This is a genomic window from Amycolatopsis marina (genome assembly GCF_900111885.1).
Lineage (GTDB): Bacteria > Actinomycetota > Actinomycetes > Mycobacteriales > Pseudonocardiaceae > Amycolatopsis > Amycolatopsis marina.
Window position 1 is genome coordinate 109371 of record NZ_FOKG01000019.1, and the last position, 25676, is coordinate 135046.

A 25676-nucleotide genomic window follows, 5' to 3' on the forward strand; every position below is an offset into this window, starting at 1 on the left:
TCAGTCCTTCGCGGGGACAGGTGCGGGGATGCCGACGGAACGCGGCTCCCTGCCCACCGACGTCGGCCAGGCACGGGCGATCGCGTCGCCGTCCCAGCCACCGTCGGTGTAGGCCACGGCCACCTCTTCGGGATGCGACCACAACGACAGCTTGCCCCCGCCGATGCCGATCGCCTGGCCGGACACGGCAGCGGAGGCGTCCGAGGCGAGGTAGACCACCAGGCCGCTGGCGTCCTCCGGGGTGCCGAATCCCTCGCCCTTGCGCAACCAGCCGGGGAACGGCTCGCCCCGTTCCCCGAGCGCGGAGACGTACGGAGCGAAGGCGGGGACGGTCTTGGTCATCGCGGTGGCGGCTACCGGGACGACGGCGTTGACCGTGATCCCGGCCTTCGCGCATTCCATGGCCCAGGTCCGGACCATGCCCACGACAGCGGCCTTCGCACCGGAGTAGTTCGTCTGCCCGAAGTTGCCCCGCTGGCCCGCGGGCGAACCGATCACGACGACTCGCCCGCCCTCGCCCTGCTCGCGCAGGCGCCGCACGGCCGCCCGCACACAGGTGAACGTCCCGCGGAGGTGGACGTGCACGACGGCGTCGAAGTCCTCGTCGCTCATCTTCCAGAGCACCCGGTCGCGCAGAATACCCGCGTTGGTCACGAGCAGGTCGAGACGTCCGTACTCCGACACCGCCCGCGCCACGAGCGCCTCGGCCACCTCGCTGGAACCGACCGCGCCGGGCTCGGCCACGGCGCGACCGCCCGAGGCGACGATCGACTCGACCGCTTCCTTCGCGGCCCGCTCGTCGGCGTCGTTGACCACGACGGCCGCGCCCGCGGCGGCCAGTGCCCTGCTGTAGGCCAACCCCAAACCGCCGCCTCCGCCGGTGACGATCGCGACCTTGCCCGTGAGATCCATGCCAGCCCTTCCTTGCCGCACTGTCGGCGTCACCAAGAAGTTAGGCCTTGCGATTACGGGCGTCAATGTTCTGCCCAATATTAGTTTCGACCCCACCGGGTGCGCCGCCGTGGTTTCAGCACCGACAACACGACGCTGGCGGTGTACATGGCCGTCGAGACACAGCCAGCGACGATGAGATCGGCGGCTCCCGCGCCGAGATCGACCAGCTGGCCCGGCGGCGTGCCGCCGACGGTGTCGGCGACCTCGCGAATTCCCGGCAGCAGCGAGAGGGGGATCAGCACCACCGCGATCAGGGTGAGCACGAACTTCACGAGGACCCACCAGTACCGCACCAGTCCCCACCGCGTACCGAACGCGAGCACCAGGCCGGTACCGAACGCGGTGAGGCTCATCGGGATGAGCAGCGACTCCCCGAGCATCGCCAGGGCCCCGAAGGCGGCGTGCTGACGGTCCGCGCTGGAGGTGGTCAGCCCGATGACCGAGAGGGTCAGCGTGCCGAGGTTGAGACCCAGCCAGCCCACCGACGAGATGACGTGCAGGATGACCACGGCCTTACGCGCCCCTGGCGTGAGCCGGGGCACGCGTGGCGCGTGTGGGGCAGCGATCTGCTGTTGCATGGCGGTGATCCCTCGCGTCGTGGGCGGACAACTCATCCGGCAACGAGTCTTCGCCTCGCCGTCCGGATGGTCGTCCGCCCTGACACGACACCTCGTCTACGCACCGCTCGGTACGCCCGGCAGTCAACCTGCGCCCGGCGCGGTACCTACGCCGGCTTCCTGATCGTCTCGAACAGGCTGGGCCACCCCTGCGTCCCACGGCCCGCGGCGATGGCTCGGTCGTAGTGTTCCTTGACAGCGGCGGGCAGCGCGAGGTCGATCCCCGCGTCCCCGCTCGCGCCGACGATGTGATCCGCCGTCGCGCCCATCATCCTGGCGTTCGCCAGTTCACCCGGATAGTCGCCCTCGTCGATCTCCCGCGCCGCGTCCACGATGAACGACGACATGGTGTCGAAGTTGTCGACCGCGTACGGGAGGAACTTCTGCGCACTGACACCCGCCGACTTCACCAGGGCGGTGGCGTGCATGTACGCCGACAACGACGTCAGGAAGATGTCGAGCTGAGCCTGGTAGAACAGCTGCGCGAGGGCGTGGTCCTCGCCGAGGTAGTCGGCCCTGCCGATCAGCTCCAGCGTCGGGCGGTGCGTCTCCATCGCCTCCTGTGGTCCACTGTAGAAGACGTAGGCGCCGTCCTTGCCGACGAGTTCGGCCGGGGCCATGACACCGCCGGTGATCAGCACCGCTCCCCGCGCCGCCAGCCAGTCGGCGGCCTCCCGGGTCCGCTGTGGAGTGTCCGAGCTGAGGTTGACGACCACGCGGCCGCTCAGGGCCTCGCCCGCGTCACCCAGGATGTCGTACATCGCCTGGTAGTCGGTCAGACTGAGCAGTACCAGCTCGGTGGCGGCGAGCGCGTCCCGCACGGTGGCCGCTCGGATCGCGCCCTCTGCCACGAGGGCGTCGGCCCTGCTCGCCGTCCTGTTCCAGACAGTGATCGGGTTGCCGTTGCGCAGGTAGGTGCGCACCATGGCCTGCCCCATCGGACCGAGTCCGATGAAGGTGATCGGGTGCCGGTTGTCGTTCACGATGCCGTGTTTCCTTTCGTCACTTCTGGTTGGTGAGTAGTTCGACGAGCCCGGTGATGTCCTCGTGGCCGTAGCCGTCCGCGACCCTGCGCTGCATGAGCGGCCCCAGTGGGGCCAGCAGGACAGGGGTCACGTTCTCCTCCTCGGCGACCCGCAGGATGTTGACGTAGCCCTCCGCCTGCATAGCGAGGTTGGAGACGACACCGAGCGTGTAGTCGCCCTCGGTGATCTGCGCGGCGGCACCGTCCACATAGGCGGTCATCGTGGTCAGCCAGCGGCGCAACAGCGGCGCGAACGTCTCGGCCCGGTCGGCGCCGATCAGCGCGAACGAGTGCAGGATTCCGGCGATCATGCCGTACATCCCGCTCAGCAGTGAGAGATCGTGCAGGGCGGCCTGACCGGGTTCGGTACCCAGGAACACGCTCTCCCCGAGCGCGTCCAGCGTCTCCCGGTACTCGTCGAAGGCCCCACTCGATCCGCTGTAGAGCAGGAAGGCGTCGGGCGTCGCGATCATCGGCGGCACCGCCATGATGCCGCCGTCGAGGTAGTCCGCGCCGTGCTCCGCGGCCCACCGGGCGAACTCCTCGGCCTGCCCCGGTGTGCCGTTGGTGAGGTTGACCAGCGTTTTGCCCGCCAGCTTCCCCGCAACGTCGTCGAGCACCTCGTGTACGGACCGGTAGTCCAGCAGACAGACGACCACCAGCCGGTTCACGGAGATGGCCTCGGCAGCTGTGGCGGCACGGACCGCGCCCATGGCGACCAGCGGGTCCGCCTTCGCGGGCGAACGGTTCCACACCGTGGTCGGGTGTCCTGCGGCGAGCAGCGCCTCTGCCAGTGCGCTGCCCATCGCACCCAGACCGAGCACGCTGACCGCTGCCCTGTCAGTGGATGTCTGAGACATGTGGTCCTGCTTTCGTGGTGTTCCTGGTTGACGAGATCCACTCTGCGGCGCGGCGCGCATGGTTCACCGACGGTTCGCGCATGGCCGGCCGACGGACGCTGTCGGTGGGCCGCGCTAACGTCATCTGGCGACCAGTTCGAGCGAGACGAGGCAGAACTTGCGATTCGGGGTACTGGGGCCACTGACCGTGTGGCGCACCGACGGCGACCTCGTCCGGGTGCCCGAGCTCAAGGTCAGGGCGTTGCTGGCGGATCTGCTCCTGCACGAGGGCCGGGTGGTGTCGGCCGACCGGCTCGCCGAAGACCTGTGGGGCGCACGCCGGCCGGCGAACCCGGCGAACACGCTGCAGACCAAGATCTCCCAGTTGCGCAGGACCCTGGAGGACGCCGAACCGGGTGGCAGGGCGCTCGTGGTGCACCAACCGCCCGGTTACCTGCTGCGTCTCGGCCCCGACTCGCTGGACCTGCACCGGTTCCGGTCACTGGTCGAGCGGGCGCGTGACACCGAGGACCCTCCGGCGCGCGCCGCGCTCCTGACGGACGCGCTCGCCCTGTGGCGCGGCCCCGCACTGGCGGACTTCGGCGACGAGCCGTTCGCGGTCGCGGCGATCCAGCGGTGGACGGAGGACCGGTTGGCCGCCGTGGAACTGCGCGCCGAGGCCAGGCTCAGTCTCGGTGAGCACGCGGCCCTGACCGGCGAGCTCGGTGACCTCGTCGCCCTGCATCCGCTCCGCGAGCGACTACGGGCATTGCAGATGCGTGCGCTGTACCGTGCGGGGCGGCAGAGCGAGGCGCTGGACAGCTTCGCGGATGTGCGGCAACGCCTCGCCACCGAACTCGGCCTCGAGCCAGGCCCCGAACTGACCGAGATGCACCAGGCGATCCTGCGGCAGGATACGCAGTTGGCGGAATCCACGGAACCAGCGCCGCTGCGGGCTCGGCCACGGACGAATCTCCCCGCTGCGCTGACCGAGCTCATCGGCCGATCCGATGCCGTGCGCACGGTTCGTTCCCTGATGACCGGCTCCCGGCTGGTGACGCTCACCGGGCCAGGCGGGGTAGGGAAGACGCGCCTGGCGATCGAGGCGGCTGCGGAACTCACGGACAAGACCGCCGACGGGGTGTGGCTGGTCGAGTTCGCGGGTCTTGACCGGCACGCATGCCAGGAGACGAGTCCGCACTCGGGGGAATGGGTTCTGGAGGCCGTCGCCACCGCACTCGGCGTCCGGGAGGACCCGGCGACGGGACCACTTCCCGCGGCCGTGGGTGGCGACCTCATGGAGCGGCTCACGGACGCGGTCCGGGACAAGGATCTGCTGCTGGTGCTGGACAACTGCGAGCAGGTGGTGGCGTCCGTCGCGGCATTGGCCGAGCGGCTGCTGCGGGTCGCGCCGGGCCTGCGGATGCTGGCGACCAGCCAGGAAGCGCTGGGACTCACCGGCGAGGTGATCTGGACAGTTCCGCCACTGCGCGTCCCGATGGACGCCGGCACCTCCGCCGACCGTGCGACCGACCCCGTGGCCTCGGCGCGGATGTTCAGTGCGGTGCGGCTCCTCGAGGCACGGGCCGCCGCGGCGGTTCCCGGATTCATTCTCGACGCGGACTCCGCTCCCGTCGTCGCGGCGATCTGCCGCAGACTCGACGGTATTCCGCTGGCACTGGAACTGGCCGCCACGAGGGTCCGGGTGCTGGGAGTGCACGAACTGCTCGCTCGCCTCGACGACCGGTTCCGGCTGCTCGACGCGCCGCGGCGAGGAGCACCGGCGCGGCAACGGACCCTGCGAGCGATGATCGACTGGAGCTGGGAGCTGCTGAGTGAGGCCGAACAGGCGGTGCTGCGCAGGCTGGCGGTGCACGCCGAGGGCTGCGATCTCGATGCGGCCGAGGCGGTCTGCGCCGGTGCCGGCGTCGAGCCCGCCGAGGTGCTGGACCTGTTGGCCCGGCTCGTCGAGCGCTCACTGGTCGTCTGCCACCAGCAGGGTGCCCAGGGGCCGAGGTACCGGCTGCTCGAATCGGTGGCCGCCTACTGCCTGGAGCGCGTGCGGGAAGCAGGCGAGCTGGCGCGTGTTCGAGAGCGGCACAGCCGGTTCTACACCGATCTCGCCGAACGAGCCGAACATCTGCTGCGCGGGCCCGGGCAGCGGGCCTGGCTAAATCGACTGGACGCGGAGACCGGCAATGTGCGGGCCGCGCTCGACACGGCCGTCCAGCGCGGCGATGCGGATCTGGCGCTGCGTCTGGTGAATTCCATGACCTGGTTCTGGTTCCTGCGCGGACGAATCGGCGAGGCCCGGCGATCGCTGCACGCGGCGATCGCGGTGGGCGCCGCGTCCGACGACGCCAGGTCATCCGCCGTCGCCATGCTCGAAGGCCTTGCGGTGCTGGATGGTGCGAGCGCGGACGCGGCGGCGATCGAACTCGCCAGGAAGATCGACGATCCCGCGACGCGCGCGAGGGCCTTGTGGTTCCTGGGGTACGTCACCTCCACGGTCGCCGATCTGACGACGGGGCAGCAGCTGACCGAGGCCGCACTGGCCGAGTTCGAGGCGGTCGGTGACGACTGGGGGATCGCGGCGGCGCTGAGCGACCGGTCGAGCCAGGCCATGGCCAAGGGCGAGCTGGCACTCGCCGCGAAGTACGCGGCCAGCAGCGGCGAACTGTTCGGCCGACTCGGCGACCGCTGGGGACAGTTGCAGGCGTCGTTCGCGCTCGGGACGCTGGCCGAGCTGAGGGGTGACTACGCCGAGGCCGCACGCCTGCACCGCGCGGGACTGGGGATGGCCGAGGATCTCAGGTTGTGGCCGGAAGTCTCCTTCCAGCTCTCCTGGCTCGGCAGGATCTTCCTGCTCTCCGGGGACTTCGATCAGGCGAAGCAGTTCCACGAGCGGGCGCTTCGGCTGGCCGTCGACCACGGGTTCAAGCCGGGCGAGATGTACGCCGAGACCGGGCTGGCCCTGGGTGCGCGCAGGCAGGGGGACCTGGACGCCGCCGAGCGACACCTGCACTCGGTGCTGGAATGGAACCGCGCGGTGGATTTCGAGCCCGGTAACTCCCTGATCCTCGCCGAACTGGGCTTCGTCGCCGAGCTGCGCGGGGACGCGGAGGTCGCACGGCGCAGGCAACTGGAAGGCCTGGCGATCGCCCGCAGGAGTGGTGATCCCCGGGCTCTCGCCCTGGCCTACGAAGGCCTCGCGGGCGCGCTGGCTCTCGCAGCCGAGCACGCGGCCGCCGCCCGTCTGCTCGGCTCGGCGACGCGGATGCGAGCGGGCGTGGGAGCCCCCCTCCCCGAAGGCGAACGCGGCGACGTCGACCGCATCACGAGAGCGGTGCGCACCGCCCTCGGCGAACCCACGTTCGTCACCGAATTCGAGCAGGAACCGCACCTCACACCCGGTTGACGAGGATGTCCCCAAAGCCACATCGGGGACATCCTCGGATGTCCGTGCCCTAGTGCCCGGCCATGACCGGAGCGGCGGTGTTCTCGTCGCTGTCGGTGTCCGGCTCAGGCGGCGCCACCTTCTTGCGGGGCAGGAAGAGCGCGGGGATCAGGCAGACCGCGATCAGAATCAGCGCCCAGGTGAACGTGGTGGCGAACGAGTCCGCCGCCAGCACCGCGGCAGCGTCCCGCGTTTGCGGATTGAGCAGCGCTCCGGTGCCAATTGCCCTTCGCTGGTCGGCACGCCGAACTTTCCGGCGAGCACCCCGGCCAGGATGATCGACATGACCGCCGAGCCGATGGCCCCGGAGGCCTGTTGCACGATGTTCGTCGCGGTCGAGGCCCTGGCCACCTGCTTGTGTGTCAGTGTCTGCAGCGCGGCGGACATGATCGGCATCATCGTCGAACCCATGCCGAGGCCCATCACGAACAGTGCGGGCAGCAGCAGCCAGTACGACGTGTCCGGGCCGACGGTGGTGAACACAGCGAGTCCGGCAACGATCAGCACCAGGCCGGGAAGCACCACCTTGCCCGAGCCGATCCTGTCGGCGAGCCTGCCCGCGATCGGCATCGTCACCATGGCGCCGATGCCCTGTGGGGCGAGCAACAGTCCGGCCGTCAGCGCTGTCTCCCCACGGACCAGCAGGAAATAGGTCGGCAGCAGGAGCATCGCCCCGAAGAACGACACCGAGAAGATCGACATCGTGAGGACTGCGATCGAGAATGTGCGGTTGCGGAACAGGTGCAGATCGATCAACGGCTGCGCGATCCTGGTGGCCCGCAGGAGGAATCCGGCGACCAGAACGATTCCGGCGGCGCCGGGCAGCCAGACGCTCGTCGCACCGACACCGCCCGCGTCGGGCAGGTTGGACACGCCGTAGATCAGCAATGCGAGCCCCGGTGAGAGCATCAGCATTCCCGGGAAGTCGAAACGGTTCGCGGGCTCGGGCCGGTCCTTCGGCAGCAGCCGGGCAGCGAGCAGCAGTGCGACCGCGCCGATCGGCACGTTGATGAAGAAGATCCAGCGCCAGCTGACCGCGTCGACGAGCCAGCCGCCGAGAATGGGTCCGCCGATCGGCCCGAGCAGCATCGGCACGCCCAGTACCGACATCACCCTGCCGACGCGGTGCGGCCCGGCGGCCCTCGTCAGGATCGTCATGCCTGCGGGCATCAGCATCCCGCCGCCGAGTCCCTGCAGGACGCGGAAGATGATGAGCGTCTCGACGTTCCAGGCGAATCCCGCGAGCACGGATCCGGCGAGGAAAAGCACGATGGCGAGCAGGTAGAGGCGTTTGGTACCGAACCGGTCGGAGGCCCAGCCGGTCACCGGGATAACCGTGACGAGCGCCAGCATGTAACCGGTCGCGACCCATTGAATGGTGTCGAACGACGTCTGGAACTCGATCGTCAACGTCTGCAACGCGACGTTGACGACTGTCGTGTCCAGAATCGCCATTATGGCGCCCAGCACGACCACCGAGGCGACGACGTGCCTCAGGCGCCCACGGTGCCGTCAATGCCCTCGCGCAAGAAGTCGGCGTGCCCGTTGTGCCGGGCGTACTCGTGGATGAGGTGCAGCATCACCAGCCGCAGCGAGACATCCTCGCCCCACTTCGGGAAATGACCGGTCACGTCGAGCGAATCCGCCTCCTGCTCGATCCGGCGCGAGTGCTCAACCTCGGCCTGCCATGCGTCGAAGGCCTCCGAGCGGGTGGCCACGCTCGCGTCGTACGCCGCCTGGAAATCTCGGTTGTCCGACCAGACGAACGGGATATCCTCCGCGTTGATCACCCGGCGGAACCATGTGCGCTCCACCTCCGCCATGTGCCGCACCAGGCCGAGCAGGGACAACGTCGACGGCGGCATCGACTGCCTGCGCAGGTCCTCGTCGGAGAGTCCGTCACACTTCATCGCCAGCGTTGCCCGGTGGAAGTCCAGGAAGGCACGCAGCGTCTCCCGCTCGCCCGCCCGCAACGGCGGACCGACGCGTTCTGTTGTCACGACGCCATGTTACCGAGCGGCAGGTCCGACGAGGCCGAACTGCTGGACAAGCACGCAGAGAAGGCCGCACGGCGGGATCAAAGCGCTTGCTGCTACTGGTCTTCATCGTCATGCAGCGGGCGATCCTGCGCGGACAGACCTGAGCCGAGAAGCGTTGTCCGCACGTCGTTCTTGAGCACCTTGCCCACTTTCGACCGCGGCAGGTCAGACCAGAACTCGACCTGCTTGGGAGCCTTGACACCACCGACCCGGTCCCGCACGAAGCGGCGGATCTCCCCGCCCGTAGCCGGGCTCTCCGGGTACAGCTGCACGACGGCGGTCACCCGTTCACCCCACTTGTCGTCGGGCAACCCGATGACCGCACAGTCCTGCACGGCGGGATGGGCCATCAGCGCCTGCTCGATCTCTGCCGAGTAAACGTTGAACCCGCCGGTGATGATCATGTCCTTGGCTCGGTCGACGATGAAGAGATAGTTGTCCTCGTCGAGGTAGCCGATGTCGCCGGTGTGGTGCCAGCCGTGCCGCGCCGCGTCCTCGGATGCTTCGGTGTCCTTGTAGTAGCCGGCCATGACCAGTGGGCCCCGTACGACGATCTCGCCGCGTTTCCCGGCAGGCAGCAGCCTGCCCTGCTCGTTCATGATCGCGACGGTGACCAGCGGAGTGGGCCGCCCGGCCGACGTGAGCCGCGACCGAGCGAGGGAACCGTCGGCGAGGAAGTGGTCCGCCGGTGCCATGGTGGAGATCATCATCGGCGCCTCAGTCTGACCGAACAGCTGGGCGAACACCGGCCCGATCCGCTCGATGGCCTCCTCCAGACGAGTGGCCGACATCGGTGCCGCTCCATACCAGAAGCACAGCAGGGAATCGAGATCCGCCGAGTCGAGGCCGTCGTGCCCGAGGAGCAGGTAGATCAGCGTCGGAGGCAGGAAGGTGTGCGTCACCCGGTGTCGCTCGATCAGCGTGAGGAAGGTGTCGAGCCGCGGGCTCGGCATGATCACGATCTCCCCGCCGAGGGCCATGATCGGAAAGCAGAGCACGCCCGCCGCGTGGGTGAGTGGAGCGATCGCCAGGTACACCGGACGATCCGGGAACGGATAGCTCATCAGGGTCAGCGCGGACATCGTCTCGAGGTTGTGCCCGGTGAGCATCACTCCCTTGGGCTTGCCTGTGGTGCCCCCGGTCCCGACGATCATCGCGATATCGTCCACCGGTGCGCGCTCACACCGCGTTTCGGGGACACCGGCCAGCCAGTGGTCGAAGGAGGCCGCTCCCGGCACCTGGTCGTCGAGGCAGACGAGGGTGTTCAACTTCGGCAACCACGGCATGATCTGTGTGACCAGCGCGGCGAAGGCTCCTTGGAAGATCAGGCACGTGCAGTCGAAAAGGTCGAGCAGGTCCCGGTTCTCCCCCGCCTCGTTGCGCGGATTGACCGGACACCAGACGGCGCCCGCACGAGCGATGCCGAAGACGCAGGAGAAGGCCGTCGGGTCGTTCCCGGACAGGATCGCGACCTTCTCCCCCGCCCGCACACCGGATCGCTCCAGCGCTCGGGCGACCTTCCAGGAGAGTTCCTGCACCTCGCCGTAGGACAGGGAGTTTCCCTCGGTCGTCAGGCACGGGGCGGCCGCGCCCAGTGAGGCGCCCTTGTCGAGATAGTCGGTCAGGCGCACCGGAAGCTCCTCTGGGCTGGAGTACTGACGGGGGCGGATGGCACTCGCACAGCACACGGCTGTGCGAGTGCCGTCGGACGGTCAGTTGTGGACGGTGAGCACCGGGTCGAGCACGAGGCCGAAGCTCCGCAGCACGCCCAGCAACTCGCGGTGGCCGAATGCCTGGCACGCGGAGGCGAGGCCGGCTCGTTTCGGCGCCTGCTGGATCAGCGAGTACGCGGCGTGTGCCTGCAGCAGACCGGTCTGCTTGTAGTTGCTGTTGCCGTGAATCACACAGTGCGCGCGGCCGAGGGGACCCGACGCGTGCACGGAGTCCAGCGAGGTGTTGATCCGCGGATTCTCCCGGGGCGGCATACCCGCCTGTACCGAACCCGCGATCTCGGCAAGGGCCGCTTCCTGCTGCTCCGGGGGAAGGGGCCGGATCTTCTCCTCGAACATCGCCACCGTGTCGAGCACGCCTTGCATCACCGCCCGATCGTGAACACCGCCCAGGACCTTCACGTTGGCCACCCGCGGATCGTCCTTGAACCACACCGGATGACTCGTTCCGCCCCACGGCACCGCGAGCGCGAGTTCGTGAGCACCGGGAATGCACAGCTCTCTGGCGGTCGAAGGGTCCCACTTCCGGTACTCGTTCTGCTCGAGGTAGAACCAGTCCGCCTTGAGGATGGTGAAGATCGTCTGGGTAGAGGCGTAGGTCGGGAATCCCTTCCAGAGCACCGCGATGTCAAGTGTGTCCAGCCCCGGCGTCTCCAGGCAGATGTTGGCCGCGATCTCGCCGGTCGTGTACATCTGTGCGATGCCGGGCGAAAGCAGCAGCCCGCGGTCGGCGAACGCGGTGCTCCATCGGCTCTGCGCGTCGAGGACCCAGTCCTGTTCGCCGGTGGTGTCGAGATAGTGACAGCCCGCGGCGAGACTCGCCTGGACGACCTCGGGCCCGTACTTGATGAAGGGGCCCACCATGTTGCTGACCACCTTGGCACCACTGAAGAGTTCGGTCAGCGGCCCGACCGCATGCTCGACCTCGACCACTTCGTGATCGACGGTGTCGATGCCGGGAATCCTGCTCAGAACCTCGTGAATCCGGGCCTTGTCCCTGCCTGCCGCGATGAACGGGACGTTGAGCTCGCGGAGGTACTCGCACACGAGCCTGCCGGTGTAGCCGGAGGCCCCGTAGACGACGACGGGCTTACTGCTGCTCATGGGAAACCTTTCGAGAGGTGTTGCCGGAGGTGTGGTTCACATGCCCATTCCGCCGTCGACCGGAAGACCGGCGCCGGTGACGAAGCGAGCAGCGTCCGAGGCGAGGAAGACGACCGCGTCGGCCATGTCGGCGACCTCGCCGAGCCTGCCGAGCGGAGTCAGCCCGATGACGTCTCCGACGGCCGCCTCCGGGCTGGGCCACAAACCGATGTCCGCCACGTCCTGCGCGAGCCGCATCCCCATCTGGGTGGGCACGAGTCCGGGATAGACGCAGTTGACGCGGACGCCGTAGCCGAGCTTGCCGGACTCCGCTGCCGCGACCTTGGTCAGGCGTTCGACCGCCGACTTCGTCGCGGAGTAGCCACTGATCGCCGGAAAGGCGATCGTCGCGGCGACCGAGGAGATGTTGACCACCGCTCCACCGTTGCCCGCCTCTCCGTTCGGACGCATGGCCCGGAACGCGTGCTTCAGCCCCAGTGCCGTACCCAGGACGTTCACCTCCAGCATCCGGCGTACGTCGTCCGGATCCAGGTCGACGATGAGCCCGGAGATCTCCACCCCGGCGTTGTTCACCACGATGTCCAGACCGCCGAGTTCACTGACCGTCTGGCTGATCGCCGATTCCCAGGCCGCGTCGTCGACGACATCCAGCGACACGAACCTGGCGGTTCCGCCCGACTCGGTGATCTCGTCCGCGGTCGCCTTGCCTGCGTCGGCCTGCACATCAGCGACGGCGACGGCCGCACCGGCGGCGGCGAGTGCCTGGGCCATACCCGCGCCCAGTCCTGACGCGCCTCCGGTCACCAGCGCCGTGCGCCCGGTCAGATCATGAACGTTCATCGAACATCTCCTCCTCGAGATGACTGACCGGGGCACCGATCACTCCGTCGACCCCGTCGCCTTGTGGCGTGTGCCACAGCGTGCTCGATATCTTGACGATCGTCAAGACTTTTTTGGACGACTGTCAAGATTGGTGGCGCCACGGAGCCGGCCGGCGGGATAGACTCTTCGGACGGGCTCGCACGGTGCGAGCGGAAAGGCCGACGGGACGTGACCCAGGTAGCCGGCAGGAGCCAGGACAGGATCGCGCGCAGGCAGGTCGACAAGTTCGCCGACCGGCGGGCGCAGCTGGCCGCGTCCACCCTGCAGACACTGTCCGACCTCGGCTACGCCCGCACGAGCCTGCGTGAGATCGCCCAGAACTCCGAGTTCTCCCACGGCGTCCTGCACTACTACTTTCGCGACAAGGTCGACCTGATCACTTACTCGGTGCGTCAGTACAAGGCGGAGTGCGCGACCCGGTACGACGAGATCGTCGAAACGGCCGGGTCCGCGGAGGAACTTCGGCTCGGCTTCGGTGCCGCGATGGCGGACACGCTGTTGCACGAGGGTCCGCTGCACAAGTTGTGGTACGACCTGCGGAACCAGAGCCTGTTCGAAGAGTCGTTCCGCGAGGATGTCGAGGAGATCGACCAGAATCTCGAACGGATGATCTGGAACGTCGTCAGCCGGTACGCCGAACTGGCCGAGACCACCTGTGCGGTGTCCCCCGCGACCGCCTACGCGATCTTCGACGGGATCTTTCAACGGGCACTGTTCAAGCACGTGATCGGGGACCCGGACGCTGCCGCCGACCTGCGGGCGAACGTGGAACAGCTCCTGGAGCGGTTCATCGCCCCCTGAGGGCACCAAAAAGTGCCTTCTCGCCGCTGCGCAGGCCGACGTCCAGTGTCCGGAGTGGTCACCGGCCCACAGGGGGCGCCGTATGTGTCCGAGGCGGTCACAACCAACGCCGGGTTCCTGAAGCGCATGCTCCAGTGACCCGTCGGTCCCCTTCCCCGTTCCGCTGTCCGGATGGTGACTGGTGATAACTTCGAAGGCGAGCAACGCGGCTCGCCGAAGGTGGGACAGGCAGGAGAACCCTGCCGCCGTGAAGGGGAGAATGCAATGCAGGAAGCGACGTCGGCACTACCGACCGTGAGTGCCGGCGTCGCGACGACGAACTCGCCTGGCCGCCCCCTGGATAGCAACTGCCGGTGACTGTCAGCACGACCGAACCGACACGGCTGCGAGCAGTGCTCGGCAGCGGGTACCCACGCGCGATCGGCGTCTACCTGCTGGTGCGTCTCGTCGGTGTCGCAGCTCTCGCACTGGCCGCGGCCTGGCACGAGAAGGACCTCCTGGAGCGGCTCACCTCCTGGGACGGCCAGTGGTATCTCCAGCTCGCCCGATTCGGCTACGACGGCTTCCCAGAGCCGGTGCTGGACGCGGAAGGGCATGCGTTTCCCGACGCGACGCTGGCGTTCTTTCCGCTTTACCCGGCCATCGTGTCGGGAGTCGGCACGCTGCCGGGCATCAGCTTGGAGATCGCGGCGCTGCTGGTCAGTACCGTCGCGGGCGCGATCGCGGCCTGCGGTCTGGTGCGGCTCGCGCGGCTGATCGATCCACGGCCGCGCGTCGGCCTGGTGCTGGTGGCGCTGTATGCGGGAGCGCCGATGGCGGTCACCCTGTCCATGGCGTACACCGAGGCGCTGTTCACAGCCTGCGCGGTGTGGAGCCTGGTGTTCGTGCTCGAACGACAGTGGATCCCCGCGGGCGGACTCTGTCTGATCGCGGGGCTCGTCCGATCTACCGCGACCGCGCTGATCGTCGCGGTGGTCCTGGCCGCACTCGTCGCGGCGTGGCGCGGCCAGGACCGTACTCGCGCACTCGTCGCCGCCGCCCTCGCCCCGCTCGGCCTACTGGGATTCTGGGCCTACGTCGCGGAACGCACTGCCAGCCTGACCGGTTGGCAGGACATCGAGTGGCGCGGCTGGAACACCCGCTGGGACTGGGGACAGGAGACCGCCGACTTCGTGCTGCGCACACTGGCGACCGGCGACTCGGTGATGGATGTCGGCTCCGTCCTGGTGCTGTTCGGCGCGGTCGCGCTGACGGTGGCCGCGATCCGCCTGCACCTGCCCTGGCCGCTGATCGTCTACGGAGCGGCGGTCGTTCTGCTGATCGCCGGAACCGCCGGCCTGCCCTTCGCCAAGCCACGGTTCCTGTTGCCGGCGATGTTCGTGCTCCTCATCCCGCTCGCCCTCGAACTCGCCGGCCGCAGACGATCCACGATGATCGCGGCGGTGGCGGCCGCGGTCGCCCTCGGGTCCTGGTACAGCGCCTACGCACTGACGGGCTGGGCGTACGCGATCTGACGAGGCGCCAGCCTGCTGACGCTCAAGAGGACCGCCCGGCAAGAGCCACCGAATCAATCCGGGCCGCGCGCAGTTGCAGACTCTGATCTTCTTCCGTGGTCGGGGCCGTGCACAGGAAGAGCGTCCGCCCGGTGCTCCCGCCGACAGCACAGGCCAGGCACAACTGGTCGGTGGTGACCCGGTCCACCTCGGTGCCGTTCAGGTCGATGAGCCGGGCGCACATGTGCATGGGATCGGCGATCCAGAGCCGACCCTCGCCGTCGATACTCATACCGTCTGGTGCGAATCCCAGGGGCAGCTCTCGTCGACTGGCCAGCGATCCGTCCGCTTCGACGTCGAAAATCGTCAGACGGGCTCCGAACGTCTCGGCGACGAACAACGTGCGGGTCCTGTCGTCCAGCACGATGCCGTTGGTGAAGATCAGATCCGTGGCGGCCGTCCGCCATGTTCCGTCCGGCTCCACCATGAAGACACGACTCGTCGCCGGTACATCGAGTGGCGCGTCCACTCGCTCGCCTGTCAGCTCCGTGACGACCTCGGGGTCGGCGAGAAAGGTATGCGGGTCGAATCCCATCTCACCGACCCACGCCCTGCCGGACGCATCCACCCACATGTCGTTGAGCATGGTGGACACGGTGCCGGAAAGATCCGCGTGCTCCACCAGTCCGCCTGGATCGAGCCGGAGAATCTTGCTGGCATCCTGCTGCACGACGAGCAACCGCCCGTCCGGCAGCCAGCCGATGCCGCCGACGCGCCCCGGAACCGAGGTGATCACCTCGGCCATACCCTCCTCGTCGAGCGCAACGACCTGCTGGCCGTGCATGTCCACGAACCACAGCCGGCCCTCGTGCCAGCGTGGACATTCCGTGAACGCATAACCTTCTCCGAGAACCGATGTCGCTGTTTCCATAAGAATTCCTTTCGTGCGGATACCAATAACTGAATCGGGCGTTACCCGGTTCCCATGATTCGAAATGCGACACCACAGATGGTCACGCGGTCCTCGGTCACTGGAAGGCCGCGATCTCGGGCCCTGCGCAACACCTCCGCCGGTTCGACACACCGAACTTCGACGCCACACACGCCTTCGGCACGTGCCGGATCTCCTTGCCGAAAGCGAACGCGACCACGGTCGAGAACGACCTCGGGGCACCCGTCCCCGTTTGCACTGACGACGCTTTCGAGCAGCCCCGCCCAGTGAGCAGCGGCGGCCGACGGGTCCCGCGCCTGGACCTCGACGCCGACGATCTCTGTTGTCACGTCCGTGCGGGCCGCTGCTCGCCAGTTGTACCCCGCCCAGGGCCATTCGGTGGCATCCTCCGGCTGCTCCAAGGACAACAGCGAGCCACCGATGTCCCGCGGGTCGAAGTGGACTCCACGTACATCCTTCAGCGGGGACTGCCAGACCATCCGGTATCCGGCGCTTTCGGCCCTGGCACGGCCCCGGTCGAGGTCATCCGTCTGGACCAGCACCATGTAGCCGCTGTCGCCGCCTCTGAGTTCCAGGTATCTGGCCGCGGGTGTACCGTCCCTGCGCGGTGATATCACCTCGAGAAACGTGTCACCCACGACAAAGACGGCGTTCGAGATCCCGAACTCGTCGACCATCTCCTCGCCCCACATCTGGATCTCGTCAGCGATGGTGAGACAGACCTCCACCCCCAGCACCGACCGGACATCATCCACGACCGAACTCAGATCATGCGCGATCAGAGCAACCTGACGCAGACGCATGGAATCACCTCTACCTCTGTTCGACAACGGAAACTACGCGCGTTTACCCAGCAGATTCATCGCCTGATCAAGCAACGCACCGGCGCGCTGGTGCGCTTCCATCCCCGTCTTCCGGCTTGTCTGACCGGCAAGACCTCTTACGTATGTACCTTCGAGGATGATCGCCAGCCGAAAACACGCGAGTACGCGGAACCAGACGATGTCCTCGTACACTCGGCCACTTCGTCGCAGGTAGACCTCGATCAGGTCCTGATCGCTGGGCAGGACAGGCAGGGCCACGGCGGGAAGTACTGCGGCCGCGTTCTCCGGCTGGGGCCAGGTGGCGAGCAGGTGCCCGAAATCGAGCAATGGGTCCCCTTGCGTGGTGAGTTCCCAGTCCACGATGGCCGCCAGTTCCGGCCTGTCCCTGTCCATGAGTACGTTCGCGAAGTGGAAGTCACCATGGATGAGCCCCATCCGGTGTTGCCGCGGGCCGCGTTCGGCCAGCCAGCGACCTACCTCGGTGACCCACGGGAGGATGTCCGGGGAGTAGGCAGCCGACTCGGAGTACCCGGCCAGTTGCCGCTGCCATCGGGAGACCTGCCGCTCGAGCCAGCCATCGGGACGGCCGAGGTCGGCAAGACCGACCTCGGCAGGCCGCACACGGCCCAGGGCCAGCAGTCCGTCGAGCACCGCGAAGCCGAGCAGACGCTGTGTCGAGGCGTCCGCGAGATAGCGGTCTGGTATCTCCACCGACGGATTGAACCCGTCGATCGGTTCCATCAGATAGAAGGCTGAACCGATGACTTCCAGGTCACCGCACACCGCGATCAAATCAGGATGCGGAACGTCGGAGCCGGCAAGCGCCGCGAGAACTTTCGCCTCTCTCAGCATGGTCTCGTCACTGTTGCGGCGCTTGTGCGCAGGCGGACGTCGGAGAACGTATCCCCGGCCACTCCTACTGAATCTGAGAAGTATGTTCTGAGTGCCCCCGCCAATCGTCGTCATATCTTCGAGCGGCCCCGACCCGAGGCCTGCGCGGTCCATCCATCGCTCGATGTGCTCGACAGAATCGACCGCTATATCATCGAACTGACTCACTTCGGCCATGATCATGACTCCCTGCCATGAGGCATTCCCGCCACGAATGGCGCAGCGAAAACCAAGAGCTAAAAGGGATCTACTCGATACCCAAGGATTTCACCCAGATTTGTACGACTGTTTCGGTCAGCTGCTCGATATCGTCCGCCGGATACCCGAAATTGAACACCAGCTGCGCAACCCGGGACACCATCGAGCTGAGTGCGAGACTGGACATCTCGGCATTGACGCTCGCATCGGCCCGCCCCTGCTCCTGCAACTTGCGGATACTGCGGGCATTTCGTTCCATGAACACGTAAGCACGCTCGAGGCGAGCTTCCCGAAAAACGCCGTCCATAGCCGACATCTGCTCGAATATTCGCATCAGTCCGGCGTTCTTCTGATATGAGTCGAAGTACGAACGCGTTGTCCGCCGAATTGATTCGACAGGGTCATCACTCAGCGGTGAGTTCCCGATGTCCTGATGCAGTTGCTCCTCACGCATCATGTCGAGCAGCGCCCTGAAGGTTTCTTCCTTGCTCTCGAAGTACGTATAGAAGGAGCCCGCCGCCACACCGGCCTCCGAGGTGATGTCGGTGATCTTGACATCCAGGAAGCCATCTCGTTCGAACACTCGACGCGCGGCCTCCAGCAGCTTGGCCCTCGTGTTCCTGCCACGCTGCGTCTGCGGGAGAGGTTTCGCTCCCGCGCGTGCCACGTCGGACCAGTCCGATGACTTCGCCTCGACAGACTGGCCGTCTCGGTGTGCGATCTCGCCGTTCGACATGGTGGGCCCTCTTCGATGATCGTTCGAACTGCCTGCGGTCAACTGGCGGCCACTTCCGCCGCACCGGCGACCAGGGTTTCGCTGTCCCGCAACTCCCTGAGCGCGATGGAGCGTTTGTGCACCTCGTCCGGACCGTCGGCGATACGGAGGGCGCGCTGGAAGGCCCACATGGAGGCCAGCGGCACGTCATCGCCCAGCCCAGCTGCCCCGTGCACCTGGATGGCCCGGTCTATGACGCGAAGTGCCACGTGTGGCGCCGCCACCTTGATGGCGGCGATCTCGGTCCTGGCCTTGCTGTTGCCGACCGTGTCCATGAGCCATGCCGCCTTCATGACCAGGAGCCTAGTCATCTCGATACCGATCCTCGACTCGGCTATCCAGTCCTGGACGTTGGCGTTGTCGGCGATGCTCCGTCCGAAGGTCGAGCGAGATCTCGCCCTGGAACACAGGAGTTCGAGCGCACGCTCGGCCATACCAACCGCTCGCATGCAGTGATGAATCCGCCCTGGGCCGAGGCGCGCCTGCCCCATCTCGAAGCCGCGACCCTCCACACCGACCAGGTTCGCCGCCGGCACCCGCACGTCGTCGAACGCCACCTCGGCGTGCCCTTCCTGATGCTGGAATCCCATGACCGGGAGCGCCCTGCGGACGGTGACTCCAGGCGTGTCGACCGGAACGAGGACCACGCTGTGCCGCTGATGCCGCGGCCCGTCCACACCGCTCCTTCCGAAGACGAGCAGGACCCGGCAGTTCGGATGGTAGAGGTTCGTCGCCCACCACTTGACACCGTTCAGCACATAGTCGCCCCCGTCTCGTTCGATACGGAACTCGATGTTCGTGGGGTCCGAACTGGCGACATCGGGCTCGGTCATACAGAAGGCCGAGCGGATCTCACCGGAGAGCAACGGCTTCAGCCACTTGTCCTGCTGCTCAGCAGACCCGAACAAGGTCAGCACTTCCATGTTTCCGGTGTCCGGAGCCGAGCAGTTGAAAACCTCAGGAGCGATCAGACTCCTGCCCATGATCTCGGCCAGCGGAGCGTACTCGACGTTCGTCAGCCCTCCGCCCCATTCCACGCTCGGATGAAAAAGGTTCCACAAACCTTGTTCCCGGGCCTCGGATTTGAGGTCCTCCATCACGGCTGGCTGATGATGCGGGTCGCCCGAAGCAAGGATCTGTTCATGATAGAGGCGCTCCGCGGGGTACACCCGGCTCACCATGAAATCCTGCACACGTTCCTGCAGCTCCAGAGAACGAGCCGAGTTTCCGAACTGCATATGTTTCCCTTCATACCTTCGGGGGAACAACCCCCCTTGCGAGCCAATGCGGACCAGCAGAGCGTTGCTAACGTGTGTTGCCGTTTCCGCCCTGACCGTCCCATGTGTTTTCATTCAAGCCACGAGCCCGCAGATCCGCCTTCTTGGTCCGAAGAGTCGCGTCGGTCTTCGGCAGTCCGTCGACGAACTCGATGTAGCGGGGGATCATGAATCGTGGCATCCGGGCGGCAAGCCAGTCGGCGAGTTCCGCGTAGCCAAGGGCGCTACCTTCGGCCAGCGCAACGAAAACCTTGACGTCATCCTCGCCCAGCTCGGACCGAATGGCGACGGCGGCCGATTCCACGACCTCCGGGTGTTCGTTGACGTAACCCTCGACCTCGAAACTCGAGATGTTCTCTCCCCTCCGGCGAATGGCATCCTTCAACCGGTCCACGAAGTAGAAGTTGCCGTCCTCGTCGACACGGAAGCCGTCACCGGTGTGAAACCAGCCATTTCGCCACGAATGAGCGGTCTCTTCGGCCATGCCGAAGTACCCGGCGTTCATGGTCCACGGATGGTCCGCCCGGACGACCAACTCACCGACGTCTCCCTGCTCGACGGGGTAGTCGTGCTCGTCGACGATCCGCACCTCGTACCCGTCGCGCAGCTTGCCGCAACTCTCGGTGCCGGTCAGATCGAACCCGGGTGAGGCGAAGGGCAGACCGATCTCGGTCATTCCGTAGTAGGTGTTCGCCCCGCGCATTCCGAAACGCTCCATGAACTCGAAGAGATCGACCGGAAGTGGCGCGCACCCCATGGTTCTCAAACTGTTGTCCCGGTCGGAGTCCGATTCGGGTGCACTCATCAGCATCCGAACCATAGGCCCTTGAAGAATCGTATGGGTTACTTCGTGCTTCCTGACATCGCTCCAGAAGTTGCTGCTACTGAAGGTCTCACGCATGACGATGACGCTACCTTCAAGAAGCGCCGCGTAAAGGATGATCTTTCCGCCGACATGAAACGGCGGCATGAAATGGTAGATACTGTCGTCACCACCAGTGACGCTCGTAATGACCTCACAGAAGCGGTACCACTCGGCCCAGGGAACCATGACTCCCTTGGACGGCCCCGTAGTCCCCGATGTCCAGATGATGCAGGAAACGTCCCACGGTCGGGGCTCGTGGGACGGCGGCGGCGCGACCGGGGCAGCATCATCGAAGAACTCCCGCTCACTGATCACCCGCTGCCGGAGGGCGGGGACTTCGGTCGGCTCGCCGAGCACGACAACAGTCTCCAGGGAGTCGAGTTCGTCAGCTATCTCCGCCAGTCGTGCGACATACCGTTCCGACACGATCATCACGCGAGCCCGCGACTTGCTGATCGTGTAGCGCAGCAACCGCCCCTGATAGGCGGTGTTCAGGCTGACCTCGACCGCACCCAGCCAAGCCATACCCAGCCACGCGTGATAGGTGTCAAAGCCGTTCGGCAGCATACTGACGACGTTCTCGCCCGGCGCGACACCCAAGCGTCGTAGGGCGTCGGCCCACAACAGGCTCGCTTCATAGGACTGCCGATAAGTCATCGAGCCGCCGTCCACATGGCGCAGATACACCGTATCGGGGCTTTCTGTCGAACGGCGTCGCAACACGTACGGCAGCAGATCGGAGGATTGGATCCAGTCCATGACGTCATTTCCTCGCTAGCAGGTCGGAATCGGGTTGATTGTCAGCTAACGGTCCATACCACTCAACGGCATCGACAGGGCGCCACCGTCCACCACGAGTGTTTCTCCAGTCATCCACGACGATGCCCCGCTGACGAGGAAGAGCACGGCAGCCGCGATGTCCTCGGGCTCACCGAGCCGGGCCAGTGGCAACGCGGCGGCCACATCGTCCCCTTTGGTCTCCCACAGAACTCGCGCCATTTCGGTCTTGACCAGTCCCGGAGCTATCGCATTGACCCGCACACCCGGCCCCAGTTCGGCCGCGAACTGTCGGGTCAGATTCACCAGTGCGGCCTTGGTCGACGCGTAGTAACCCGCGCCTTGTTCCACGATGTACGCACCGAGGGAGGCCACATTGACGACGGCTCCCCCGTGCTGGCACATCCATTGATCCCAGACCGACTGCGTCCAGATCAGCGGACCGACGACATTGACCTGTGTGGTCTTCATCGCCCGCGCGACGTCGAGGCCGACAAGCGGCCCGAAGTAGGGATTCGTCGCCGCGTTGTTCACCAGGATGTCGATACGGCCGAAGTCGGCCTTGACAGCGTTGACAGTGGCCAAGACCTGTTCCTGGTCACCGGCGTTCGCCACGTAACAGCGCAGATCTCCGCCGGTGTCCGTCGCGATGTCCGCGATGGCGGTGTCGAGTCGTTCCTGGCTTCGGGACACAAGGGCGACGCGAGCGCCCGCGCGCGCCAGAAGCGCGGCAGTCGCCTTTCCTATCCCTCGTGACGCGCCAGTGACCAGAGCTACCTTGCCATCCAGCCGGAGCATGTCAGTGGGGTTCGGTATGCGGCCTGCGCTGTCCATCGGGTTCACTCCAGTCATCTGTCAGCTCCGGGCACGGACGTGTCCTGCGCTCATGGTCGGTGCGCTGAGCGCACCTCGACAACTCGGCTGACGAACGGGCCGAGATCGAATCCGGAGTCGGTGAAGCCACTCGCGAACTCCTCGAACGAGGCGTCCAGGGATGGTTCGTAGCCGAGCTCCGGAAGCGCGTTCAGCCACTCGTCATGCAATGCGGCGAACCGGGCCCCGAACTCCTCGCCCCGGTCCATCTCGGCTGTCGCGGAGCCGGCCACGGTCTGCTGATGCCCGCGCAGCGCCCCGCGGATGTCCTCGTTCCACCGGTGGAACCGCACCCCACCCTGCTGTGCCTGAGTTATCGCCTCGGCGGTGTCGGCGAGGGCAGCTTCCGTCATGGTCCGCAGAAAAACCTCCCCCGCGGTGTCCCACAGGATGCGCTGTGCCGCGACAGGCAGCCCGTCCCACGTGGTCTTGGAGATGGAGACGTGGAACGAGGAGACGCCGCTCCACATCACCTCGGGGTCGAGAATCCAGTGGTCGACCACATCGATCAGGCCCAGGTCCCGGATGTCGGAGGGCGCGGCGAGCGCGCAGTCCACGACACCGCGTTCCATGGCCTCGTAGAGTTCGGCGATCGTCGTCGCGGTCGGAGTCATACCCAGCGCCTCGGCCTCGCTCCCGAGATGCTCACTGGGAACACGCACCCGAGTGCCTTCCGCCTCGTCCAATGTCCGAACGGGATCATCGGTGCACACCAGGTGATAGGCGGGTATCACCGTGGCGGGGACCAACAGCGGGTGCAGGCCCTGCTCCTCGAACTGCGGTGGATACACCTCCTCGAGTGCGAGCTCGGTCTGCGCGCCCAATGCCTGCAGCGTGCCGGCCAGCGGCTGTGGCGCGATGACCGAGTTCATCTGCTGGATGACGTTCTCGGCCGGAAACTGGGCGGGGTTGTAGATCGGCGCATGCGACGCGATGTCGACGAGGCCCGCTGCCAGACCTTCTTCGGTTTCGGTCAGCGGCGCCAGCGCACCCCCGTAGAACATCTCGAACTGAAGTTTGCCCTCGGAGGCCTCCTCGACCGCTTCCTTCCAGGCATCGAACGCGCGGCTCGCGGCCGCGTCGGGACCGTGGGCGGACTGCACGCGCAGCGTGACCGGGGACATCGTCGCCAGCTCGCCACCGGCGTCCGCACCGTCCGTGTCCGTACCGCAGGCCGCGACTGCGAGCAGCAGAACGGCCGTCGTCAACACCGGCAGCGAGCGCCGGTACCTCGATTCACCCAACATCCGAACTCCTCTTCAGAGATGTAGGACCGGATTTGAATCTGGCGTCAGATTCAAGTTTAGCTTTCCAACTCCTCCCGTCAAGCTCCAAACGGGAGAGTGCTGCCGGGCGCGCCCCGGTGGGTGGCTACCGCTCGGCCAAGGCCGGGATGTACTCCGCGATCTCGGGCACGAGGATCAGGAGCACAAGCACGGCAAGCGACGCGGGCAGGAACCACAGGACAGCGACGAACACATCCGACAGCGTGATCCGGTGCCCCAGGTTGACCTCGGGTTCCTGCGCCAACTTGTGGACGACGAAGGTCAGGACGCCGACGGGTGGAGTGACCACGGCCAGCTCGCCGAGCAGCACGACGAACACCCCGAACCAGATCAGCCCGATGTCCAGGCTCCCGAGAATCGGGATCACGATGGGCACGGTGATCAGCATCATGGTCAATGGGTCGACGAACATGCCCAGAACCAGATAGATCACCAGTAGCACGAGCAAGAACTGGACCCGGCTCAGATCAAGATCGCTGACAGCCGTGACCATCCACGACGCGAGCCCGCTCAACGTCAGAAACCGGCTCAGGACCGCGGCGCCGATGATCAGCAGAAAAATGGCACCCGAGGCCTTGACGGTGTCGACGACCGCGAGCTTGATCGACGCGGGAATCGCCCGCCCCTTGCGGTACCAGCACGTGGTGAGCAAGGCCCCCGCCGCACCGAAGGCACCCGCTTCGGTCGCGGTGAAGACTCCGGCATACAGCCCGGCGAGCGTGCCGCCCGCCAGCACCGGCAATGGCCAGATGTTCCGCAGCGTGCGCCAACGGTCGTGCCATCCGGAGTCGCCGTCCTTCCTGGATCTGGGATCGGCACTCCCGTCGGCGTCACTGCCGGCTCGTCCGGTCATTCCGCGAACGGTGACGGCGAGGGTGACCAGAACCGCGCCGTAGACCACGGTGAGCACCACTCCGGGAAGGAAACCGGCGAGCAACTGCGACCCCACGGGCACGGACGCGATGCCGGCATAGATCACCAGCAGGATGCTGGGCGGGATCAGCTGTCCGCCGGTACCCGCCATCAACACCGACGCGACCGCGAATCGCCGGTCATAACCGGCGCGAAGCATCTCCGGTATTCCGATTCGCCCCAGCGCATAGGTCACGCCCAGGGTCGAACCACTGACCGAGGCGAGTCCCGCACCGGCGACGTTGGTTCCGACGGCAAGCCCTCCCGGAATCCACCCGAGCCAGTGCCGAGATGCCTCGTAGAGACGTTCGGACGCTCCCGCACGCCACAACATCAGGCCCATGAAGATGAACATCGGAACGACGCTCAGAGACCAGCCGGACACACTGTGGAATGGCACGGTGCGCAACGTCGACACGACGACACGCTCGCCACCCAGCAGCCAGATCCCCAGCGCCCCGCCCACGAACATGGCGACAGCTACGGGAACCTTCATCAGCATCAGGAGCAGAATGAGCGCCAGGCCGAGCACGCCGATCATTTCTCGGTTCAAATCCTGGAACATGAGCAGAACAATGGCCAACATTCCGCCGTAGAACATCATTCTGATCAGCCAGAGCCGACCGGAAGCACGTGACGGCGCGCCATTCTCGTCACCGTCGGCTGCCGGCCGGCCGCGGACGGGCCCGGGTACAACAGGATCCTGCGTCAACGTGCACCTCACTCGCCTATGGTCGCCAGGACGCCGGGGCGCTAGTGTCGCGTGTCGTTAGTTGTTTGACGGTTGGTTGAGTGTCAGAATGCGGCATGGCGAATCGTGCTGCTGCACTTGTCCTTCGTGCCGGTGATCGTGAACGGTTGGTGTCGTTGACCAGGAGTTCGTCGGTACGGGCGGGGTTGGCGCAGCGGGCGCGGATCGTGTTGCTGGCCTCGGAGGGTGTGTCGAACACTGCGATTGCCGAGCGGGTGGGGGTGTCGCGTCCGACGGTGATCGGCTGGCGGGAGCGCTATCAGAGCGGGGGTATCGAGGGGCTGGACGACGAGGTGCGCTCGGGCCGGCCCCGGGTGGTTGATCACCGGGAAATCGTGGCCGCGACGTTGCGGCC

General features: G+C 66.4%; 23 protein-coding genes. 4 read left to right on the top strand and 19 right to left on the bottom strand.

The genetic code is table 11. The features are described 5' to 3' along the window. From BM199_RS26140 to BM199_RS26155, 4 genes are all read right to left on the bottom strand, one after another. Entirely contained in the window at positions 1-912 is a 912-nt protein-coding gene (locus BM199_RS26140; RefSeq protein WP_091676755.1) for an SDR family oxidoreductase, read from the bottom strand. A gap of 80 nt (positions 913-992) precedes the next feature. Continuing rightward, positions 993-1532, bottom strand: a complete 540-nt coding sequence (locus tag BM199_RS26145; RefSeq protein WP_091676758.1) for a hypothetical protein — start codon at positions 1530-1532, stop codon at positions 993-995. A 146-nt stretch (positions 1533-1678) separates the two neighbouring features. After that, positions 1679-2554 (bottom strand): NAD(P)-dependent oxidoreductase, encoded by an 876-nt coding sequence (locus BM199_RS26150; RefSeq protein ID WP_091676761.1) that lies wholly within the window; start codon positions 2552-2554, stop codon positions 1679-1681. A 19-nt stretch (positions 2555-2573) separates the two neighbouring features. After that, positions 2574-3455: an NAD(P)-dependent oxidoreductase gene (locus BM199_RS26155; protein WP_091676764.1), complete on the bottom strand. Its 882-nt coding sequence runs from the start codon at positions 3453-3455 to the stop codon at positions 2574-2576. A 157-nt stretch (positions 3456-3612) separates the two neighbouring features. Here BM199_RS26155 and BM199_RS26160 point away from each other — a divergent pair, with 157 nt between their 5' ends. Continuing rightward, positions 3613-6852 carry an AfsR/SARP family transcriptional regulator gene (locus BM199_RS26160; protein WP_091676767.1) on the top strand — a complete coding sequence of 1080 codons (3240 nt, stop codon included), beginning with the start codon at positions 3613-3615 and terminating at the stop codon, positions 6850-6852. Positions 6853-6901: 49 nt separating this feature from the next. Here BM199_RS26160 and BM199_RS34695 read toward each other — a convergent pair whose 3' ends face one another. From BM199_RS34695 to BM199_RS26185, 6 genes are all read right to left on the bottom strand, one after another. Further along, complete coding sequence (locus tag BM199_RS34695) at positions 6902-7066, bottom strand: hypothetical protein (protein WP_245788708.1); 165 nt, start codon at positions 7064-7066, stop codon at positions 6902-6904. Next, positions 7021-8361 carry a DHA2 family efflux MFS transporter permease subunit gene (locus BM199_RS26165; protein ID WP_245788710.1) on the bottom strand — a complete coding sequence of 447 codons (1341 nt, stop codon included), beginning with the start codon at positions 8359-8361 and terminating at the stop codon, positions 7021-7023. The genes BM199_RS34695 and BM199_RS26165 overlap by 46 nt, the downstream gene beginning before the upstream one ends. A 23-nt stretch (positions 8362-8384) precedes the next feature. Continuing rightward, positions 8385-8891 carry a DinB family protein gene (locus tag BM199_RS26170; RefSeq protein ID WP_091676769.1) on the bottom strand — a complete coding sequence of 169 codons (507 nt, stop codon included), beginning with the start codon at positions 8889-8891 and terminating at the stop codon, positions 8385-8387. A gap of 92 nt (positions 8892-8983) precedes the next feature. After that, positions 8984-10561 carry an AMP-binding protein gene (locus BM199_RS26175; RefSeq protein WP_091676772.1) on the bottom strand — a complete coding sequence of 526 codons (1578 nt, stop codon included), beginning with the start codon at positions 10559-10561 and terminating at the stop codon, positions 8984-8986. An 81-nt stretch (positions 10562-10642) separates the two neighbouring features. Continuing rightward, entirely contained in the window at positions 10643-11764 is a 1122-nt protein-coding gene (locus tag BM199_RS26180; protein ID WP_091676774.1) for a DUF5938 domain-containing protein, read from the bottom strand. 36 nt (positions 11765-11800) lie between these two features. Then, positions 11801-12604: an SDR family NAD(P)-dependent oxidoreductase gene (locus BM199_RS26185; protein WP_091676776.1), complete on the bottom strand. Its 804-nt coding sequence runs from the start codon at positions 12602-12604 to the stop codon at positions 11801-11803. 210 nt (positions 12605-12814) lie between these two features. Between BM199_RS26185 and BM199_RS26190 the strand changes: the two genes are divergently transcribed. Both BM199_RS26190 and BM199_RS26195 read left to right on the top strand, forming a co-directional pair. Then, on the top strand, positions 12815-13447 hold the full coding sequence (locus BM199_RS26190) for a TetR/AcrR family transcriptional regulator (protein ID WP_091676778.1): 633 nt from the start codon (positions 12815-12817) through the stop codon (positions 13445-13447). 353 nt (positions 13448-13800) lie between these two features. After that, positions 13801-14961, top strand: coding sequence for a hypothetical protein (locus BM199_RS26195; protein ID WP_245788712.1), 1161 nt, complete (start codon positions 13801-13803; stop codon positions 14959-14961). Positions 14962-14983: 22 nt separating this feature from the next. Here the strand turns inward: BM199_RS26195 and BM199_RS26200 are convergent, their stop codons facing one another. From BM199_RS26200 to BM199_RS26240, 9 genes are all read right to left on the bottom strand, one after another. After that, positions 14984-15871: an SMP-30/gluconolactonase/LRE family protein gene (locus BM199_RS26200; RefSeq protein WP_091676781.1), complete on the bottom strand. Its 888-nt coding sequence runs from the start codon at positions 15869-15871 to the stop codon at positions 14984-14986. A 41-nt stretch (positions 15872-15912) separates the two neighbouring features. Beyond that, positions 15913-16695, bottom strand: a complete 783-nt coding sequence (locus BM199_RS26205) for a VOC family protein (RefSeq protein WP_091676783.1) — start codon at positions 16693-16695, stop codon at positions 15913-15915. 33 nt (positions 16696-16728) lie between these two features. Further along, a complete protein-coding gene (locus BM199_RS26210; RefSeq protein WP_342741739.1) occupies positions 16729-17790 on the bottom strand; it encodes a phosphotransferase family protein in 1062 nt (353 codons plus the stop codon). A gap of 64 nt (positions 17791-17854) precedes the next feature. Then, complete coding sequence (locus tag BM199_RS26215) at positions 17855-18541, bottom strand: TetR/AcrR family transcriptional regulator (RefSeq protein WP_091676786.1); 687 nt, start codon at positions 18539-18541, stop codon at positions 17855-17857. 38 nt (positions 18542-18579) lie between these two features. Further along, positions 18580-19818 (bottom strand): acyl-CoA dehydrogenase family protein, encoded by a 1239-nt coding sequence (locus BM199_RS26220; RefSeq protein WP_091676789.1) that lies wholly within the window; start codon positions 19816-19818, stop codon positions 18580-18582. A 67-nt stretch (positions 19819-19885) separates the two neighbouring features. Beyond that, positions 19886-21481: an AMP-binding protein gene (locus BM199_RS26225; RefSeq protein ID WP_091676791.1), complete on the bottom strand. Its 1596-nt coding sequence runs from the start codon at positions 21479-21481 to the stop codon at positions 19886-19888. 45 nt (positions 21482-21526) lie between these two features. Further along, positions 21527-22333: an SDR family oxidoreductase gene (locus tag BM199_RS26230; protein WP_425425594.1), complete on the bottom strand. Its 807-nt coding sequence runs from the start codon at positions 22331-22333 to the stop codon at positions 21527-21529. 50 nt (positions 22334-22383) lie between these two features. Then, the gene (gene dctP / locus BM199_RS26235; protein ID WP_091676794.1) at positions 22384-23619 is read right to left on the bottom strand and encodes a TRAP transporter substrate-binding protein DctP; all 1236 of its coding nucleotides are present in this window, start codon (positions 23617-23619) and stop codon (positions 22384-22386) included. Positions 23620-23743: 124 nt separating this feature from the next. After that, a complete protein-coding gene (locus BM199_RS26240; protein WP_177242793.1) occupies positions 23744-25135 on the bottom strand; it encodes a TRAP transporter large permease in 1392 nt (463 codons plus the stop codon). A 302-nt stretch (positions 25136-25437) separates the two neighbouring features. Between BM199_RS26240 and BM199_RS26245 the strand changes: the two genes are divergently transcribed. Then, positions 25438-25676 (top strand): helix-turn-helix domain-containing protein (locus BM199_RS26245; protein ID WP_177242794.1); only part of this gene is annotated, 239 nt, incomplete at its 3' end.

What these genes read in the sequence shown, in the direction of transcription:
- BM199_RS26140 (WP_091676755.1), bottom strand. Translation starts at nt 912, where the DNA reads ATGGATCTCACGGGCAAGGTCGCGATCGTCACCGGCGGAGGCGGCGGT.
- BM199_RS26145 (WP_091676758.1), bottom strand. Translation starts at nt 1,532, where the DNA reads ATGCAACAGCAGATCGCTGCCCCACACGCGCCACGCGTGCCCCGGCTC.
- BM199_RS26155 (WP_091676764.1), bottom strand. Translation starts at nt 3,455, where the DNA reads ATGTCTCAGACATCCACTGACAGGGCAGCGGTCAGCGTGCTCGGTCTG.
- BM199_RS26180 (WP_091676774.1), bottom strand. Translation starts at nt 11,764, where the DNA reads ATGAGCAGCAGTAAGCCCGTCGTCGTCTACGGGGCCTCCGGCTACACC.
- BM199_RS26185 (WP_091676776.1), bottom strand. Translation starts at nt 12,604, where the DNA reads ATGAACGTTCATGATCTGACCGGGCGCACGGCGCTGGTGACCGGAGGC.
- BM199_RS26200 (WP_091676781.1), bottom strand. Translation starts at nt 15,871, where the DNA reads ATGGAAACAGCGACATCGGTTCTCGGAGAAGGTTATGCGTTCACGGAA.
- BM199_RS26205 (WP_091676783.1), bottom strand. Translation starts at nt 16,695, where the DNA reads ATGCGTCTGCGTCAGGTTGCTCTGATCGCGCATGATCTGAGTTCGGTC.
- BM199_RS26210 (WP_342741739.1), bottom strand. Translation starts at nt 17,790, where the DNA reads ATGATCATGGCCGAAGTGAGTCAGTTCGATGATATAGCGGTCGATTCT.
- BM199_RS26215 (WP_091676786.1), bottom strand. Translation starts at nt 18,541, where the DNA reads ATGTCGAACGGCGAGATCGCACACCGAGACGGCCAGTCTGTCGAGGCG.
- BM199_RS26220 (WP_091676789.1), bottom strand. Translation starts at nt 19,818, where the DNA reads ATGCAGTTCGGAAACTCGGCTCGTTCTCTGGAGCTGCAGGAACGTGTG.
- BM199_RS26225 (WP_091676791.1), bottom strand. Translation starts at nt 21,481, where the DNA reads ATGGACTGGATCCAATCCTCCGATCTGCTGCCGTACGTGTTGCGACGC.
- BM199_RS26230 (WP_425425594.1), bottom strand. Translation starts at nt 22,333, where the DNA reads ATGGACAGCGCAGGCCGCATACCGAACCCCACTGACATGCTCCGGCTG.
- dctP (WP_091676794.1), bottom strand. Translation starts at nt 23,619, where the DNA reads ATGTTGGGTGAATCGAGGTACCGGCGCTCGCTGCCGGTGTTGACGACG.
- BM199_RS26240 (WP_177242793.1), bottom strand. Translation starts at nt 25,135, where the DNA reads ATGTTCCAGGATTTGAACCGAGAAATGATCGGCGTGCTCGGCCTGGCG.